At 60.4% G+C, this 17,765-nt stretch carries 17 protein-coding genes; 9 read left to right on the top strand and 8 right to left on the bottom strand.

Going from position 1 to position 17,765, the window contains the following annotated elements:
* Positions 1-26: 26 nt before the first annotated feature.
* Positions 27-929 (bottom strand): diacylglycerol/lipid kinase family protein, encoded by a 903-nt coding sequence (locus KZO34_RS05195; RefSeq protein WP_219474045.1) that lies wholly within the window; start codon positions 927-929, stop codon positions 27-29.
* Between the two features lie 106 nt (positions 930-1,035).
* Here KZO34_RS05195 and KZO34_RS05200 point away from each other — a divergent pair, with 106 nt between their 5' ends.
* Together KZO34_RS05200 and KZO34_RS05205 are read left to right on the top strand one after the other, a co-directional pair.
* The gene (locus KZO34_RS05200) at positions 1,036-1,773 is read left to right on the top strand and encodes a maleate cis-trans isomerase family protein (protein WP_219474046.1); all 738 of its coding nucleotides are present in this window, start codon (positions 1,036-1,038) and stop codon (positions 1,771-1,773) included.
* Between the two features lie 50 nt (positions 1,774-1,823).
* Positions 1,824-2,714, top strand: coding sequence for a haloalkane dehalogenase (locus KZO34_RS05205; protein WP_219474047.1), 891 nt, complete (start codon positions 1,824-1,826; stop codon positions 2,712-2,714).
* A 14-nt stretch (positions 2,715-2,728) separates the two neighbouring features.
* Here KZO34_RS05205 and rarD read toward each other — a convergent pair whose 3' ends face one another.
* From rarD to KZO34_RS05230, 5 genes are all read right to left on the bottom strand, one after another.
* On the bottom strand, positions 2,729-3,619 hold the full coding sequence (gene rarD / locus KZO34_RS05210) for an EamA family transporter RarD (protein ID WP_219474049.1): 891 nt from the start codon (positions 3,617-3,619) through the stop codon (positions 2,729-2,731).
* Positions 3,616-4,503, bottom strand: a complete 888-nt coding sequence (locus KZO34_RS05215) for a DMT family transporter (RefSeq protein ID WP_219474051.1) — start codon at positions 4,501-4,503, stop codon at positions 3,616-3,618. Before KZO34_RS05215 ends, rarD begins: the two co-directional genes overlap by 4 nt.
* Positions 4,504-4,607: 104 nt before the next feature.
* Positions 4,608-6,803, bottom strand: a complete 2,196-nt coding sequence (locus tag KZO34_RS05220) for a hypothetical protein (protein ID WP_219474053.1) — start codon at positions 6,801-6,803, stop codon at positions 4,608-4,610.
* Positions 6,800-7,534, bottom strand: coding sequence for a TVP38/TMEM64 family protein (locus KZO34_RS05225; protein WP_219474055.1), 735 nt, complete (start codon positions 7,532-7,534; stop codon positions 6,800-6,802). The genes KZO34_RS05220 and KZO34_RS05225 overlap by 4 nt, the downstream gene beginning before the upstream one ends.
* A gap of 64 nt (positions 7,535-7,598) precedes the next feature.
* Complete coding sequence (locus tag KZO34_RS05230; RefSeq protein ID WP_219474057.1) at positions 7,599-7,838, bottom strand: TIGR02647 family protein; 240 nt, start codon at positions 7,836-7,838, stop codon at positions 7,599-7,601.
* Between the two features lie 54 nt (positions 7,839-7,892).
* On the opposite strand from KZO34_RS05230, the gene KZO34_RS05235 reads away from it, so the two are divergent.
* The 3 genes from KZO34_RS05235 (at position 7,893) to KZO34_RS05245 (ending at position 10,753) form a co-directional block, all read left to right on the top strand.
* Positions 7,893-8,621, top strand: a complete 729-nt coding sequence (locus tag KZO34_RS05235) for a pseudouridine synthase (RefSeq protein ID WP_219474059.1) — start codon at positions 7,893-7,895, stop codon at positions 8,619-8,621.
* Positions 8,622-8,709: 88 nt separating this feature from the next.
* Complete coding sequence (locus tag KZO34_RS05240; protein WP_219474062.1) at positions 8,710-10,047, top strand: dicarboxylate/amino acid:cation symporter; 1,338 nt, start codon at positions 8,710-8,712, stop codon at positions 10,045-10,047.
* A gap of 61 nt (positions 10,048-10,108) precedes the next feature.
* The gene (locus KZO34_RS05245) at positions 10,109-10,753 is read left to right on the top strand and encodes a DsbA family oxidoreductase (protein ID WP_219474064.1); all 645 of its coding nucleotides are present in this window, start codon (positions 10,109-10,111) and stop codon (positions 10,751-10,753) included.
* 27 nt (positions 10,754-10,780) lie between these two features.
* Here KZO34_RS05245 and KZO34_RS05250 read toward each other — a convergent pair whose 3' ends face one another.
* Complete coding sequence (locus tag KZO34_RS05250; RefSeq protein WP_219474066.1) at positions 10,781-12,343, bottom strand: BCCT family transporter; 1,563 nt, start codon at positions 12,341-12,343, stop codon at positions 10,781-10,783.
* A gap of 68 nt (positions 12,344-12,411) precedes the next feature.
* Positions 12,412-12,939 carry a shikimate kinase gene (locus KZO34_RS05255; protein WP_219474068.1) on the bottom strand — a complete coding sequence of 176 codons (528 nt, stop codon included), beginning with the start codon at positions 12,937-12,939 and terminating at the stop codon, positions 12,412-12,414.
* Between KZO34_RS05255 and KZO34_RS05260 the strand changes: the two genes are divergently transcribed.
* The 4 genes from KZO34_RS05260 to KZO34_RS05275 all read left to right on the top strand — a co-directional run bounded on the left by KZO34_RS05260 (position 12,938) and on the right by KZO34_RS05275 (position 17,743).
* Positions 12,938-13,474 (top strand): YHS domain-containing (seleno)protein, encoded by a 537-nt coding sequence (locus tag KZO34_RS05260; protein ID WP_257900200.1) that lies wholly within the window; start codon positions 12,938-12,940, stop codon positions 13,472-13,474. The genes KZO34_RS05255 and KZO34_RS05260 overlap by 2 nt on opposite strands.
* Before the next feature lie 150 nt (positions 13,475-13,624).
* Positions 13,625-14,296, top strand: a complete 672-nt coding sequence (locus tag KZO34_RS05265; RefSeq protein WP_219477180.1) for a lytic transglycosylase domain-containing protein — start codon at positions 13,625-13,627, stop codon at positions 14,294-14,296.
* A 106-nt stretch (positions 14,297-14,402) separates the two neighbouring features.
* Positions 14,403-15,704, top strand: a complete 1,302-nt coding sequence (locus KZO34_RS05270) for an ATP-grasp domain-containing protein (protein WP_219474070.1) — start codon at positions 14,403-14,405, stop codon at positions 15,702-15,704.
* A gap of 23 nt (positions 15,705-15,727) precedes the next feature.
* Positions 15,728-17,743, top strand: coding sequence for a CocE/NonD family hydrolase (locus KZO34_RS05275; RefSeq protein ID WP_219474072.1), 2,016 nt, complete (start codon positions 15,728-15,730; stop codon positions 17,741-17,743).
* Positions 17,744-17,765 lie beyond the last annotated feature (22 nt).

Below are 17,765 nucleotides of genomic sequence, written 5' to 3' on the forward strand. Positions count from 1 at the left end.
GAAAGCCCGGATAAACCGAGATGCTGTCAGCGTTGGCCACCGGCAGCGGAGGACGACGATCCCGTGCTCACCACAGTGGGCCCGATGACGGACAGCACGTGTGGCCGGCACAGCACTTTGAGGGGCGTTTCCCCGACCACGTCGCCATCCGCCGTCACCGTTTTGGGCTTTCCCGTCTGCACCGAACAGTGCGTGCCTTTCAAATGGACAATGGTGCTGGTCCGCTGGGGTGAACTCCGGTTGAGCCGGACCATGAGAAATGTGAGCAACAGTTGGAACAGCGGCCGTGGCTTTACCGCAATGACATCCAACTGACCGTCGTTGGCGGAGGCTTCGGGAATCTCGTTGCCGCCACCGAAAAAAGCACCGCTGGCGACCGCTATGGACAGCCACCGACCTTTGACAAAGCCCTTGTCACAGCGGATTTCCGCCTTGAACCCTCGCTTGGCGTTGATTCGCCGCAACAACCCGATGCCGTAACTGAAGCGACCGAACATTTTTTTCTCCGCACCTTCCGACTCCCGAACCGGCAAGGTCCCCAGGCCAATATGGGCAACATTGAGAAACAGCGAATGACCGAACTCGGCAATATCCACCCACTGCCGGGTACCGCTGGCAATGAGGGCGCACAGGTCCGCAGGTTCCTCAGGCAGCCCCAGATTACGGGCAAAGTCGTTGGCAGTGCCCGAGGGCAGAACCGCCAGGGTTGCGTGTTTTTCAACGCACACCTGCGCGCCGCGATTCACCGAGCCATCACCGCCGGCTACCATCACCACATCGCCGGCCCTCACTCTGCCGATCCAGTCATCGTCGGCAAAGTCACAGCATTCCGGATCCGCGACACCGGCTGACGCCAGTACGTCGAGCCAGAACTCGCGCCCCCGATCACCCGATCCGGCGTTGGGATTGGCCACCAGCCAATGGGTCATTGCAGCTCGTTCCTGTGCCTGTCTGTTTGATCGCGCATCGCGCCGCCGCATTCAGACAAACCATAACCCATTGGCTCCGAACGCGCCTCACGACTATGGTTACGGTATGGAGAACAAAGGCTATACCGCACACATCGGATTCCTGTATCCGGGCCATGCTGCCGAAGATGACTATCCACGCCTGGCCCGAATGGTGCGCCCGGTGGCAGATATTCAGGTTGTACATACGAGTTTTGTTGAAGACGCTCATACCGTCGAGGCCCTGACCGAGATGGGCAGCCCCACGAGATTGATTGAGGGAGCCACGCGTCTTCGCGACTCAGGCATTGAGGCGGTCCTGTGGACCTCCACCAGTGCCAGCTTCGTTCGTGGCCTTGATGGAATCCGGGAACAGATCGACACCCTGGAGAAAGCGTTGCAGGTACCCGCCTCAACCACCGCCATGGCGTTCGCCCGGGCGGTTACCGCGGTCAACGCCCACCGGGTAGCCATCGCCGCCACCTATCCGGCAGACGTGGCAAGCCTGTTCCAGGGGTTTCTGGAGCACTTCGATATTGAAGTGGTCGGACTGGCGAGCCATGGTATTGCCACTGCGGCTGAAGCCGGAACACTGGGCAAGGACGCCGTCCTGCGCTTTGCCCGGGAAAACAATCACCCGCGCGCCGATGCCCTGCTGATCCCTGACACCGCCCTGCACTCGGCAAGTTGGCTGAAAGAGCTGGAAGCGGTGGCGGGTAAACCGGTACTCACCGCCAACCAGGTCAGCTTCTGGGAAGGGCTGCGTCTCTGTGGCAAATTGACGCCCCAACGGGGACTGGGCACACTCTTCGCCACAGAACTCTGAAGCCGGTCGGCCTCAACGAGACGAACAGACACGATAATAAGGCAACCGCCATGGATTTCGTCAGAACCCCCGAGAAGCGATTCGAACGCCTGCTCGATTATCCCTTCGAGCCTCATTACGCCGATATCGACGGCCTTCGGATGCACTACGTCGACGAGGGACCGGCAGACGCCAAGCCAATTCTGATGCTACACGGCGAGCCCTCCTGGTCGTACCTCTACCGACACATGATTCCGGTCTGCGCCGCGGCGGGCCATCGGGTGATCGCCCCGGACCTGATCGGTTTCGGAAAATCCGACAAGCCCACCTCGATGGATGACTACAGTTACCAGCAGCACATGGACTGGATGCAGTCCTTCATCGACCAACTGGATCTGAATGACATCACCCTGGTGTGCCAGGACTGGGGGTCCTTGCTGGGATTGAGACTTGCCGCCGAAAACCCTGACCGATTCCGGGCCATCGTGGTGGGGAACGGGATGCTGCCGACTGGCGATCAGAAAGCACCTCGGGCGTTCAAGATCTGGAAGAATTTTGCCCTGCACAGCCCGTGGTTCCCCATTGCCCGGATTATCAAAACCGGCTCGTTCCGCAAACTGGGTCCGGAGGAGATGCGCGCCTACGACGCTCCGTTTCCCGGGAAAAAGTTCAAGGCAGGTGCCCGGGCCTTTCCCAGGCTGGTGCCCATGTCTCCGGACGATCCGGCTACCGAAGCCAACCGGGCGGCCTGGGAAGTGCTGAAACAGTGGGAAAAGCCCTTCCTGACCACGTTCAGCAACGGCGATCCGATCACCCGGGGCGGTGACCGGTACATGCAGGAGCGGATTCCCGGCGCTCGAAACCAGCCCCACATCACCCTCAAGGGCGGACACTTCCTTCAGGAAGATTCACCGGTGCCCTTTGCCCGAGCGATCAACGATCTGCTGGCCTCCATGGCCTGATCCGACTCGCCGCTTCAGCTCTGCCCTGCCGGAACCCGCGGCCGGTAGTGCCAGGACGACCAGGTGTACAGGGCAAGGGCGACCCAGATCACCACAAAACTGACCAGTTGCACCTGGCTCAGGGGTTCGCCGAAGACCAGCAGCGCGATAAAGAACTGCAAGGTCGGGTTGATGTACATCAGAAAGCCCACGGTGGCAAGTCGAAGGCGGCGCGCCGCGCCAGCGAACAGCAGCAGCGGAATGGCCGTCACGATGCCACTCGCCATCAGCAGCGCGCCGGTGTGCAGGCTGTCGCCGAAATGGGACAGGTCAGCATGGCGGAGCCAGCCAAAGGTCAGCAATCCAACCGGCAGCAACAACAGGGTTTCGACAAACAGGCCCGACAACCCGTCCAGCATCACCTGTTTGCGCAACAAACCATAGGTGCCGAAGCTGATGGCCAGCGCCAGGGTAATCCAGGGCAATTCGCCCAGCATGACCAGCTGGATCAGGATACCAATACCCGCCAGCATCACAGCGGCCATTTGCCAGGGCCCCATACGCTCGCGCAGCACCAGCATACCCAGGGCAACATTCACCAGCGGCGTCAGGAAATAGCCGAGACTGGCCTGCAGTACATGCCGGGTTTCCACGGAATAGATGTAGATACCCCAATTGGCCGCAATCAGAAGGGCACAGCCCAGCACCCGCCAGAGCTGAGCCGGATTCCTCAATGCTGCCTGCACGGCCGGCCAGCGACGCATACCACTGATCACCAGCGCCAGAAAGACGCAGGACCAGATGATCCGGTGAACGAGGATCTCGAATGCCGGCACCCCCTCGAACAAGGCAAAGAACAGCGGGAAGCAGCCCCAGATGGTGTAGGCAGACAGGCCGTAACAGACGCCCCGGGTAGACTCATTCATGCCGGCTTCTTCTGGGTAACAACGAGGGCCACCCCGGTAATGGCCACCAGACCGCCAATCATGGCCAGACCACCGAGACGTTCATCGAACAGCAGGTAGGCTTCCAGCGCCGTAACCGGTGGCACCAGGTAAAACAGGCTCGCCACCTGGGAGGCCGCGCCCTGACGAATCAGCCACATCAGCAACAGGATGGCACCGATGGACACCCCAAGTACCAGCCAGGCCATGGACAACTGCAGCTGCAGGCTCCACTCGACGTCCCGGGACTCAAGCGCAAACGCGCCGATGGCAAAGAAGGTGGCGGCGGCGCCGTACTGGATCAGGGTGCCAGCGACCAGATCCGCCCCGGTACCATGGCGCTTCTGGTACACCGTCCCCATGGAGATGCCTGCCAGCGCGAACACCGCCCAGAGCAGTGCCCAGGGCGAAAATCCCACGCTCGAGCCGGTGCCGCCGAATTTTTCCACCAGCACCAGGGTCACGCCGACCAGCCCCAGCGCCAGACCCAACCACTGGCGACTGCTCACGGTTTCCTTCAGGAAAACGACCGCTGCCGCAGCGGTGACCAACGGCTGGAGACCGACAATCAGCGAGACAATTCCCGATGCCATCCCGCCCTCAATGGCGTAATACACGCCACCCAGGTAGCAGCCGTGAACCAGGATACCGGTGACGGCCAGGTGGCCTGCCCCACGCCAACCCGGCCAACGGGTCTTCATCAGCCACGCCAGACCAAGCAGCAACACCAGCGTCAGCAGCATACGGATCAGCAGCAGCGTGAACGGCTCGGCAAAGGGCAGACCGTATTTGGCGCCGATAAAGCCGGTACTCCAGAGCCAGACAAACAGAGCGGGAACAAAGAACGAATAAAAGAATGAACGCATGCGTTGCAACCGGACTCAGTGTTGGTTTTCAGTACCGCTACTGTAGTAGTTAGCTGGCAAACAAAACAGATACAGAAAACCGGGTTAATAACCAGTACAGATCATCAGGTTGCCGCACCGGGCAACCGCACTTCAACAACCGGCTCCTCACCATGCCAGCGTCCGTTCCAGGTGACATCCGGCGCGGCGCCCCGGCGCGGCTGAATGGTAATGGAAATGGTGCCAAAACCGGTCGGCGCCGGGCCGAACCGGATAGGCCGATCCTGCTCCAGCCAGCGTTCGGGCACACCGGCGCAGAGAATCAGCCGTTCGCCCTCTTCCCGGACAAAACAGTTCCGGACCATCAGCACCCACTCGGCCGACGCCCAGACATGGTGACCGTCCCCCATGCACCCACCGCCGGTTCCCGGATGGATGGCCTCTGGCCACTGACCGGTGGCCGACGCGAGGCCTGCCACGGCGTCCATCAGCTCGAGATACCGGGAATCGCCAGCCCGCAACAGAACCTGCGCCACGTGGAGCGTCAGGTAGGCGTTCAGGCCGGAGTGGATCATGTCCTGGTAGAACGCGCCCTTCACGAAACACTTCTCGAGCAGGAATTCGACACAGTCCAGCAATCTGGGGTCATCCGGCTGACACAACTGGGTCGGGTACCCCATGGCGAGGGATCCGATCGCGCCGGCATCCAGCCGTCGATACGGTGACGCCGGCATTCCCGGACGCCGGAGCCGGCGCTCGCAACCGGCGAGGCTCCGGTCCACCGTCTGGCTGAATTCCCGCGCACCCGCGGCAAACACGTCACTGGTCTCCGGGTCATCCGCTGCCAGCAGTTCGGAGGCAGCCGTGAGACCGGCGATGCCCCAGAAATCGTCCCAGTAATAGTAATCGTTGGGCCCCAGGTGCTCGGCACTGAAACCCGCCGGCAACAGCCCGGCATGGGGTTTGTCGATGGTGCCACTGAGCCGTTTTTTCTGGATCCAGTGCGCGCCTTTGCTCACTGGCTCAAACCAGTCGATGGGCATTTTTCGACCGGTGATGGCAAAGAATCGTTGCAGAATCCAAAGCACTTCGCCGTTGGCATCCCACTCGCCCTCCTGGGACCGGAAATACCCGTTCTTCAGCTGACGGCCCGGGAACTGGTTGAGGGCACGCTCGGCGCGCTCGGTCATGCCGGCACACAGCAGCGCGTGGATAATAAACGCGGCGTCCCGAAACCAGAAACGTTTGTAGGTATAAGGCCCGGGATAAACGTCTTCGGGCGAATGCAGCACCAGCGAACGAATGGCGGCATCGTACAGGAACTGCCAGGTTGGATCCGGACACTCCAGCCGGGTATGACTCTCCAGTGCTTCCTGCCAGGACTCCGGATGGGTGCCGGCCACCGGCTCATCTCTCAGCGGTACGGTGACCGTCAGCTCGGCGGGTTTTCCCGCCTGGAGCGGAAACAGCGCGGCCGCGGTGACCATGCCCACGTCACACACACACTCGGTCTGATCCTCCTTGTCCGCCAGATGAATGTGAACGTCACCTTGTTTGTAGTCAGAGACGTGGTGGCTGCGGGCCGGCTGACTGAAGCGCACCGCCTGTTTGCCCTCCACGCGCCAACCATCGCGCTTTTCCGCCAGATTCACCCGGTGGATGAACGCAATTCCTTCCGGATTGGCCGGACGCAGCGATAACACCAGTGATCCTGAAACATCGGAATGCCCCTGCAACTCCAGCTGGCACACCGGCCGGCCCTGTTCGATCACCACCCGGGCCCGGCTGATCAGCTTCAGCCCGTCCATCTCCGATTCGGTCACCACACAGGGATTGTCTCCGAGTTCCTGCCACTGCCGACTCGTCCCGCAACGTGACGGCAGCAGACAACGACCGTCGTCGGCCAGCAACCAGCCATCCAGGGACCAGCCATCGTAAAGCGGGGTCAGCAGCCCACGCGGGTCCACAACCGGTAGCGCGTCCAAATCCGGCTGGCCCACAGCCGTCCAGTTCCGGTTAGTCAGGTTGATGTGGGTGATGGAGAAGGCCCGGGGGATGAAAGCGGCATCCGTGGGGTCGAACTGGCGCTCCACCCAGTAGGGCCAGACCCAGTCAAGATTGTGCTGGATGACACGGCTGTTGATCAGGCCCCGGGCATGAAACACCACGCCGGCCCGCAACAGTTCGATAGGCTCCCCCACCTCGGACGGTTGGGCAAAGCTGTGCAGCTTGCCCAGCAAGGCAATGGGATCGAGAAAGCCGTGCCGATGGGCCATGCGTTTTACCAGATAACGCCAGGGCAACCATGTCATCCAGCTCATTGCGTGCCTTGCTCCTCTGTGGTTTCCGTTTCGACCCGGTAACGGGCCAGCGCCCTACGGGCCAGCCGGTTGAGAAACACCACCGCCAGAACCGTGCCGGCAAAACCGGCCCCGTAGATCGTCCACTCCAGCGGCGTGCGTGCCGTTTCGCGCATACCGATCGTTGAGAGGTCCGCCGCCAGCGAGCCGAGGTAAACGTTGTGGAGGGAAAACGGAATCACGCCGATGAACGTCCCCACGATAAATCCCCCGAAGGAAAAATTGGTCAGTCCAAACAGGAAATTGGAGAGTTTTCCCGGGAAAAACGGGATCAGCCGCGTGAGCAGAACGATTTTCCAGCCGTGGGGCGCCATCTCGGAACTGACTACCGACAGCCGCGCATTGCTGCGAATGTAGACATGGGCATGTTCGCCGAGAAAGTGACGGGCAATGAGAAACGCGATGGCGGAGCCCAGTGTCGTCCCTGCCACCACATAGGCGGTGCCTTCTATCACACCAAAAACAAAACCGGCGCCCGTGGTGAGCAGCACCCCGGGCAACAGGAGCACCATGGCCAGTGCCATGATGCCGATGAACATCGCTGCCGCCCAGATACCCTGACCATCAACCCAACGCAGCAGATCAAGCACCTGGTGGTGAACGCCAAACGCGTACAGGAGTCCGACAATGGCACCGACCCCGGCAACGCTGCCCGCCATCCATAGAATCGGAGACTTTTTCCAGTTGCCCATGGCAACACCCTAACGCGCAAGCGGACCGGGACTCAAAGTCATCCGGTTCCGCAAGGTCACGCCTTCACCGGCTGCTGAGGATAGCCTGGAGTTTTTGGGTAAGCTCGACCGCCTCGGCGCCCAGCGGCGTCAGGTAACCACCATCCTTCTGGCTGATCAGCCCCATGGCAAACAGGTTCTCCGCGGCCCTGACGGCCTCGGCAGACGCCGAGTGGGCATGCACCTTGATCCCCTCCTGGGTGGAGCTCGACGGAAACTGGGCCAGGAGATTGAGTTCAGCAAGGTGATCGGCAGAGAATGGCATGGCAATTCCTCGTATTATTGTCGTGACTTACTGACAGCATAGTCGATTAATGCCATGAAGCTTTCCAGAATTCTCAGCAACCGGGACGGGGTCAGCCGCAAGCGCGCCAATGCGCTGATCGCCGCCGGCCGGGTAACCGTAAACGGTGAACCTTGTCGGGTCCCGTCGCAGGACGTGGATCGTTTCTCAACGGTCAGGCTGGACGAGCCGGTCATTCAGTCCGGCGACACCGCGCACTATCTCATGCTCCATAAACCGGTCGGTTACCTCAGTGCCACGGTGGATGACGTTCACACTACGGTGCTGGACCTTATTGACTCGACCCTGCGACCGGACCTGCACATCGCCGGTCGCCTGGACCGCGCCAGCACCGGGTTGCTGGTCCTCACCAATGATGGTTCCTGGTCGCGCCAACTGACCGAGCCAACAATTAAACTGCCCAAGGTCTATCGGGTTTCGACCGCCCTCCCGATTACCCCGGAGACCGCGGAGCGATTTGCCGAGGGCATCTGGTTCGAGTTCGAACAACTGAGAACGTCCCCCGCCACACTCGAACTGATCGGGCCGAAGGACGCACGGGTAACCATTTACGAAGGGCGGTACCACCAGGTAAAACGCATGTTCCATGCCGTCGGCAATCGCATCACCTCGCTGCATCGTGAGCGGATGGGGGAGATCGAACTGGACGCTGCTTTGGCGCCCGGAGACTATCGCCGGCTGACGGCCCGCGAGATCCACGCCGTCCGCTCGGCTTCGCCCGAATCGCATCTGGTTCAGAGTTGACCCAGCTCAGGTCAGCACGGCCCGCCCTGTTGTGTAATGCACTAAGCTTCCGAAAGGCAACACATCGACACACGGACGACCTCCTGCCATGGCCAACAACACCTACTACCCGCGTCAGCTACGCCAACTCAGCAGTTACCTTTCCGGACTGGTTCAGGGGCGGCTGTGGCTCAAGGTGCTGGTTGGCATGTTTCTGGGGCTGGTTGTGGGCACCTTGCTGGGCCCGTCTGTCGGCCTGGTGGAACCGGCCACCGGCTCCCTGATCGGTAACTGGCTGGCCTTCCCCGGACAACTGTTCCTGGCCACCATCCAGATGATCGTCATTCCACTGGTGATCGCGTCCGTTGTTCGCGGGCTCGCCGCCAGTGAGAATCTCGAGCAACTGCGCAAGCTGGGGCTTCGGGTCACCGGGTTCTTCGTGATCACCACCGCCATTGCCGCGGCCATCGGCCTCTGGGTTGGCAACCTGATCAACCCCGGCAGCATGATGCAGGGGCTGGCCACCCAGGCGCCAGCAACAAACGATGTCGCATCGGCGGACATGCCCGGGGTCGACGAGCTGCCCCAGACCCTGATCGGTCTGTTGCCGGGTAATCCGCTCGATGCCATGGTCGAGGGCCAGATGCTTCAGGTGGTCATCTTCTCCATCATCGTTGGCATCGCTCTGGTCAGCATGGAGCCCCAAAAATCGCGCCCGATGCTCGACCTGCTCGATTCCCTGCAGCAGATCTGCATGACGGTCGTAGGTTGGGCCATGCGACTCGCCCCGTTCGCGGTCTTTGGCCTGATGGCGCAACTGACCACCACCATTGGCTTCAACGCCATGCTGGGGATGGCCTCTTACGTTGCCACTGTGCTCATCGGCCTGCTCCTGATGCTCGCAGTCTATATGCTGATCCTGAAACTGGTGGCTGGCCAGCCGCCGCTGCGGTTTTTGAAGGACAGCCGGGACGTTCTGTTGCTGGCGTTCTCCACGTCCAGTTCCGCCGCCGTCATGCCGCTGTCCATCAGGACCGCCGAGGACAAACTCGGGGTCCGGCCCTCGGTCTCACAGTTCGTGATTCCACTCGGCGCCACCATCAACATGAACGGCACAGCACTTTATCAGGCCGTCGCCACCGTGTTCCTCGCACAGGTCTATGGTACCGATCTGGGCATGGGCAGCATGGCGCTGGTTGTCGCCATGGCCGTCGGCGCCTCCATTGGCTCGCCGGCGACGCCGGGGGTAGGTATCGTCATCCTGGCCATGGTGCTGCAGACCGTCGGCGTGCCTCCCAGCGGCATTGCGCTGATCATGGGGGTCGATCGGATTCTCGATATGTGTCGTACTGCCATCAACGTTACCGGAGATCTGGTCACCTGTCGGCTGATGGAAAACTGGTCTGGCAAACGCCTGCCGTCAGAGCCCCTGCCCCAGGAATCCTGACCACGACACAGCGGCCTGCTTTCCGGTAACCTGACCAGACGACAATCGACCGGGAGCTCTCATGACAACCGTGCACATCGACATCGTTTCCGACATCGCCTGCCCCTGGTGTGCGATCGGATACGCCCGCCTGGAGAAGGCCATGGCCGAACTGAAAGATGAGATGGCGTTCAGTATCGAATGGCACGCGTTCGAACTGAACCCGGACCCGGAGGGGGACGGCGAACCCATCCTCCAGGCCCTGAGCCGGAAATACGGTCGCAGCCCCGAAGAAATGCAGGCCAGTCAGGCCCACATGATGGAAATCGCCAGCGGGCTCGGGCTCAACTTCAGCAAGCTCCAGGAACGGCACACCCGCAACACCTTCGATGCCCATCGCCTGGTGAAATGGGCGGGCGAACAGGGCCGGCAGACCGAGATGAAGATGGCGTGTTTCGATGCGTATTTTGGCCGGGCCGAGAACATCGCCAGCCCGGACGTGCTGGTCAAATGCGCGGAAAGCATTGGACTGGACGGAGAGGAAGCCCGGGGCATCCTGGCGTCAGATCGCTACGCGAAGACCGTACGCGAAGACGAGGGGCGGTATCGGCAGGCCGGCGTGTCCGCCGTGCCTGCTTACATCGTCAATCAGAAGTACATGATTTCCGGGGCCCAGGAGCCGGCCACTCTCGTCGGCGCGTTCAGGGAAATCGCCTCAGAGCCCTAGGCACCTGGACACACCCAGCAACGAGTTCTAGAGCGACATGCCCTGTGCCCGGGCCATAGCGTAAGCCGCTTTTGGCCCGGTCCACAGTGACGGCAGAATGATCAGCGAAACCGGGATGGCCGTCAGCACGATAAACTGCTGGAGAACGCCAATCTGGCCAGCCCCCATATACAGCAGAATCGCCGCCATGATTGCCATGGCACCACCCCAGAACGCCCTCACCAGGTAGTGCGGCTCATCGTGGCCTGCGCCAACCGTCGCTATCGCATAGCTCATGGAATCCCCGGTGGTCGCCACAAAAATGGTGGTCAGCAGCAGGATGGCCGCTGCCATCAAGGTGCCACCCGGCAGTGCCTCCGCTACGGTCAGGGTCGCGACGTCAAACGAGAAGTTGTTGAGCGCTCCGGTCAGGTCGAAGGTACCGGCCAACTGATGATAAATGCCGGAACCACCTAGCAGGGTAAACCAGACAGATGTGGCGATGGGTGCGAGTACGGCGACGGCCAGAATGGTCTGACGAATGCTGCGGCCACGGGAAATCCGCGCCACGAAGATCGACATCAGCGGCGTGTAGCCGATGAACCAGGCAAAGAAAAACACCGTCCACCACTTCATCCACCAGTCCGGGGCTGTTTCTGCGGTCACCGTCGACATCGCGAAGAAGGACGACAGATACTCGCCTGCGGAGGACAGATAGGTATTGGTCAGGAACAGGGTCGGGCCAAACACGAAAATGACCGCCGCAATCACCAGGGCCAGGATCACGTTGAAGCGACTCAGCATCTGGATGCCACGGTGCAGGCCACTGACCGCCGAGGCCATGTACACACCCGCCAGCAAAGTCAGGATGGTTAATTGCGTGGAGAAATCATCCGCAATACCAAACAGTTCGTGCAGTCCAAAGCTCATCTGGGTCGCCAGAAAACCAATGGGACCGACCGTACCGGCCACAACGGCAATCACACAAAGCGCATCCACCAGGCCACCAAACCAGCCCGTCATCAACCGTTCACCCAGTACCGGGTAGAGCAGTGTGCGCGGCTGCAGAGGTTTTCCCTGGACGTAGTGGGCATGGGCAAGCACCAGTGCCGTCAGTGACCCGAGAACGGCCCATGCCAGAAAACCCCAGTGCATGAACGACTGCGCCATGGCGGGGGCTACGGCGTCCGCGGTTCCGGCCTCGGCGGTAAAGACCGGAGGCGATACCACAAAGTGGTACACCGGCTCACCGGCCGCAAAGAAAACGCCGCCGCCGGCCAGCAGCGTGCAAAGGATCATGGATAGCCAACGGAAGGTACTGATTTCCGGTTTTTCCAAGCCGCCAAGACGAGCGGCGCCAGCGCGGCTGAACGCAACGCCGAGGGCGATGAAAAAGGTCAGCAGCAACAGCAGTTGAAAAAACGAGCCCAGGTACTTGGCGGTCCAGGTGAACCCGCCGCCAATCACGGCGGCAAGGCCGTCGGCATCGTTCAGGGACCAACCTACAAACAGCAGGATAAAACCCATGGTGAGGGCCAGGACGACGGGATCACCCAGTCGCTGGAACCCGGTGGTGTCTTTAAGAGGAAGCGTTGTACTACTTGAGGACATGAAACTCGCCGGTTATTAAATGGGCCGGGCACCCTACTCACCCACTGATGAGGTTGCTATCGGTATTTCTACCGAACCGGAAGGGAGCCTAGCCCCTTGACGACGGCATCACACACCTCATCCTGGTTCCTGCCCTCACCGGCCACCGTCAGATCGGCATACTGGCAATAGAGCTGATAACGCTCCTCAAAGAGCTCGCCCAGGGACTGGTCAGGCCGGCGGGAGATGCCCCGGGCGCTGTGGTCACCGATGCGTTCAATAACCCGTTTCAGGGGAATATCGAGAAACACGGCCACGCCGTTGGCCTTGAGATGCTGCATGGCCGCGGCACTGTAGACCGCACTGCCACCGGTGCTGATGATCTGATGCTGCACCTTCAGGTCCAGCAGCACCGCCTCCTCAGTGTGCCGAAGCGCCTGGTAACCGTCCTGATCAACAATCTCCTGAAGCGTACGCCCGGCCTTTTCCTGAATCAGCAAATCGGTATCCACAAATCCCATCCCCAGGCGTTTGGCCAGCAAAACGCCAACCGTGCTTTTACCGCTACCCGGCATGCCGATCAGGATGATGTTCGTGGCAGGATCGAGCTGAGGCATGGGGACTCCAAAAAATGTCTGGACGGGCGGTAACAACCACGGTCGGAAATTGTCTGAAGTCTATACTGACTCCATGGAGGATGACACCATGATTCGAGCCTTTGCACTGTCACTGCTGCTGACCGTCATTACCGGCTATGCGGTAGCCAGAGAAGACCCGGTATACACCGGCCTGCTCTCCAATACCGGTGCCGGTGGGTATGACGTGGTGAGCTACTTTGACCCGGGAAAAGCGATCAAGGGTTCGTCCAGCCATACCTCGGAGTACCTGGGTGTGACCTGGCGGTTCGCCAGCGCCGAGAACAAGGCCCGGTTCGATGCCAGTCCCGAAGCGTTTGCCCCGGCTTACGGCGGTTATTGTGCCTGGGCGGTCAGCCAGGGCTATCTTGCCAAGGGCGATCCCGAGCACTGGACCGTCCGGAACGGCAAGCTCTATCTGAACTACAATCGGGAGATCCAGAATCGCTGGCTGAACGATACCGACAACTTCATCCGGCTTGCCAATGAGAACTGGCCTGCAGTACTCGAAAAGTAACAGTTTTCAGACAATTCGTGCGGTTCCATCGCATCGCTAAAGCCGTATAATCTGGCCAGCAGGGATTGATGACCGATCTCTGGACATCGACCGGAACCATACGGACACCGAATGAGACCAGGCCAGACAAACGCTGCCCTCTCCCTCATCATGCTCGCATTCGCGAACATGATGCTTGTTGCGGCACCGGCCCAGGCAGACGGCGTCAAACGCATCGTGCATCCAGACGGTACCGTCGAGTTCACCAACGTCGGTAAGGCTCAGCCCCGGGCGTCCAGTGGCAACGATACGGTATATCGCTACCGGGACAACAACGGGGTGGTTGCCTACAGCAGCATCCAGCCCGCCGCCGAAGACTTCGAAGTCATCCGGTTCCACTGTTACGCCTGTGACCCGGACTCCAGTGTGGACTGGCGCAAGACTCCCCTATTTACGCGCCCCTATCGTGACGAAATCAAGACCGCCGCCCTGGAATTCGGCGTCGACCCTTCCCTTGTGCGCGCGGTTATCCACGCCGAGTCCGCTTTCAATGAAAAAGCCCTGTCACCGGTGGGGGCCCAGGGGCTGATGCAACTGATGCCGGGCACGGCAAAAGAACTGGGGGTCGAAAACGCCCTGGTGGCGGCCGAGAATATTCGTGGCGGCGTAACCTACCTGGCCAGAATGCTGAAGCGATTCGATGGCGACATCCGGTTGGCGACGGCCGCCTACAACGCGGGCCCCGGGGCAGTTTCCCGCTATCGCGGCGTCCCCCCCTATGCCGAGACCAAGGCTTATGTGCATCGAGTCGGCATCCTGCACGAGCGCTACGCGGCGCGCTGAACCCGCAGCGCTGAAGCGATTACCCGCAAAAATACCCCCTGGCGTTGACACCCGACCAGCCGAGCGTCTATGACATATAGACACACGTCGCTCATAGGGCGGTGCCATGGGATCTTCACGGAAAAACATTTTCGTTTTCGGTGCAGACAGCTTCAATCTGTCCCTGATTCGGGCACTGGACAAGACCGGTAAATACCAGCTGCACAGCCTCTTTAGCTACCAGGAGGTCAAAGGTGGCACGGAGATTCCAGTCGAGGCCCTTTATCGAGGCGCGCTCAGGCGGTTACACGCCTTTCCCGGCGACATTGATGCCATTGTCGGCTATTGGGATTTTCCCGTCAGCACCATGCTTCCCCTGCTTCGAGCCCCGTTTGGCCTGCCATCACCCAGTTTCGAATCGACCCTGAAGTGCGAGCACAAGTACTGGAGCCGGCTGGAGCAGGCCCGAGCTGTTCCCGACCATATCCCGGATTTCTGCACCGTTGACCCGTTTTCAGATGATTACCGCCAGCAAATCTCTGTTCCGTACCCGTTCTGGATCAAACCGGTCAAGGCAGCTGCTTCTTCCCTGGGCTTCCGGGTCTGCAGTGATGCCGACCTCGATCACGCCATCAAACAGACCCGAAGAGGTATTGCCCGTTTTTCGGAGCCGTTTAACTACCTCCTTCAGTTCGCCGACCTGCCGGATGACGTTGCCGCCGTCGACGGAAATCACTGCATCGTCGAAGGCATCATATCCCAGGGCCGGCAATGTACCCTTGAGGGGTACGTCCATGGCGGCGAAGTAACCGTCTACGGCAGCGTGGACTCCATCCGCGAAGGTCAGCATCGTTCCAGCTTTTCACGGTACCAGTATCCGTCTTCAATTCCGCACCGTGTCCAGGCCCGGATGATCTCGGTGACGCAACGTTTTCTCCTGCACATCGGTTTCGACAGTGGGCCCTTCAACATTGAGTACTACTGGGACAGCGACAGCGACCGGATCTGGCTGCTGGAGATAAATACCCGAATTTCGAAATCCCACTGCCCCCTGTTCCAGAAGGTCGACGGCGAGCCCAATCACAAAGTGATGTTACAAACTGCGTTGGGGGAGAAACCGCAGTTTCCCCAACGACAAGGCAAATACCGCATTGCCGCAAAATTTATGTGGCGGGTTTACCGCAATGCCCAGGTGACAAAGGTTCCGTCGGAGGAGCAGATGAGATCGCTCCATCGGCGCTTCGTCGACGTTGACATCCAGTTGAACATCAAGCCCGGAATGAAGCTGTCTGACCTGAAAGATCAGGACAGTTACAGCTACGAGATGGCCATCGTCTACATCGGCGCGGACAGCCAGAAGGAGCTGTTGCAGAAGTACCGCGACATCCAGGCCGCGACGGGTATCGAGCTTGAATACCTGTCACCCTGATCCCAGGCGGAGGATATCCCCCCATGAACATTGTCCAGAACCTCCCCGAAGCGGTCCAACACATTGAACATCAATGGATTCCGATGCCTGACGGAGTGCGCCTGGCAGCTCGCTTGTGGGTGCCGGAAAGCGCAAGCACGAACCCGGTGCCGGCAATCCTTGAATACATTCCCTATCGGAAACGTGACGGCTCTCGCTTGCGCGATGACAAGATGCACCCGTACGTGGCCGGCCATGGCTACGCCTGCGTTAGGGTCGACATTCGAGGTAGCGGCGACTCCGAGGGTGTGCTGAAAGACGAATACCTGCAACAGGAACTGGACGACGGCGTCTCGATTCTGGAATGGCTTGCAAACCAACCCTGGTGCAATGGCCGGGTCGGAATAATCGGCATCTCCTGGGGCGGCTTTAACGGTCTGCAAATCGCGTCCCTGCAGCCCCCCCAGCTCAAGGCCGTGATCAGCGTCTGTTCTACCGATGACCGTTACGCCGACGACGTGCATTACATGGGTGGCTGCCTGCTCGGTGACAACCTGTCCTGGGCCTCCACCATGTTCGCCTACAATTCCCTGCCACCAGACCCGGCAATCGTGGGTGATGATCGCTGGCGCGACATGTGGTTCCAGCGACTGAAACACAGTGGCCTGTGGCTGGAAACCTGGTTGCACCACCAACATCGCGACGACTACTGGCGCCACGGCTCTGTTTGCGAAGACATTTCACGGGTTCAGGTACCGGTGATGGCCGTCAGTGGCTGGGCAGATGGTTACTCCAACGCGGTATTCCGGCTGCTGGAAAACCTGCCCGGGCCGCGCATGGGATTGATCGGGCCCTGGAGCCACAAGTACCCGCACATCGGCGTCCCCGGGCCGGCAATCGGCTTCCTGCAGGAAGCGTTGCGCTGGTGGGACAAATGGCTGAAGGGAAAGGAGACCGGAATCATGGATGAACCGATGCTCAGAGCCTGGATGCTGGACAGTATGCCCCCCTCAACGTCCTACCATCAGCGCTACGGGCGCTGGATCAGTGAGGGTTACTGGCCACCGGCCAGTCCCCAGGAACGCACCTACAGATTCGCTCCCTACCGGCTTGTCGAAGCCGCCGACTCAGTACCCGAAACCGAACTGGCACTGCAATCGCCCCTGAGCAACGGACTGTTCGCCGGCAAATGGTGCTCTTACAGCAATACGCCGGACCTGCCCCACGATCAGCGGGAAGAAGATGGGGGTGCCTTGATCTTTACGACCGAACCGCTTGAAGACCCGCTGGAAATCCTTGGCGCACCCGTGGTCGAACTGGAACTCTCGTCATCGCAGCCCGTCGCCATGATTGCCGTGCGGCTATCCGACGTACGCCCCGACAACAAATCGACCCGGGTAAGCTATGGCCTGCTGAACCTGACTCACCGGGCCAGTCACGCCGAACCCTCCGCCCTGAAGTCCGCTGAACGCTACCGCGTCCGAGTGCACCTGAATGGCATCGCCCAGAAATTCCCACGCGGGAACCGGATCCGTGTCGCCATTTCAACCTCGTACTTCCCGCTCGCCTGGCCGCCTCCGGAATCCACCCGGCTGACAATATCTACCTCGGGCTGCCGTCTCACGTTGCCCTCCCGGACGCCAAGGCAAGAGAGTCTTTGCTTTCCGGATGCCGAAATGACCGCCAGTGGGAAAAAGCGTCAACTCAGGAAGGGCCATCACGACTGGCGGGTCATTCGGGAACTCGACCGGGATAACTCGACACTGGAAGTCATCAATGACAACGGGCGGTACTATCTGGAGGACGTCGACTTGACCATCGAACACTGCGTCAGCGAGTGGTACAGCTATCAAGCCGACGATTTTGGCTCGGCCCGCGGTGAAACCCTCACCACCAGGAGCTACCAGCGCGGAGACTGGCACATCAAAACGGTCACCCGGACCCTGCTGACCTGCGACCAGACGAACTTTTACCTGGATGCGGAACTGGATGCCTACGAAGGCAAGCGGCGGGTATATTCCAGAAACTGGAACCGTGTCATCCGACGCCACCTGGTGTAACCGGCAAGGTTCGGATTCGGGC

This window comes from Marinobacter sp. F4206 (assembly GCF_019392195.1).
GTDB lineage: Bacteria > Pseudomonadota > Gammaproteobacteria > Pseudomonadales > Oleiphilaceae > Marinobacter.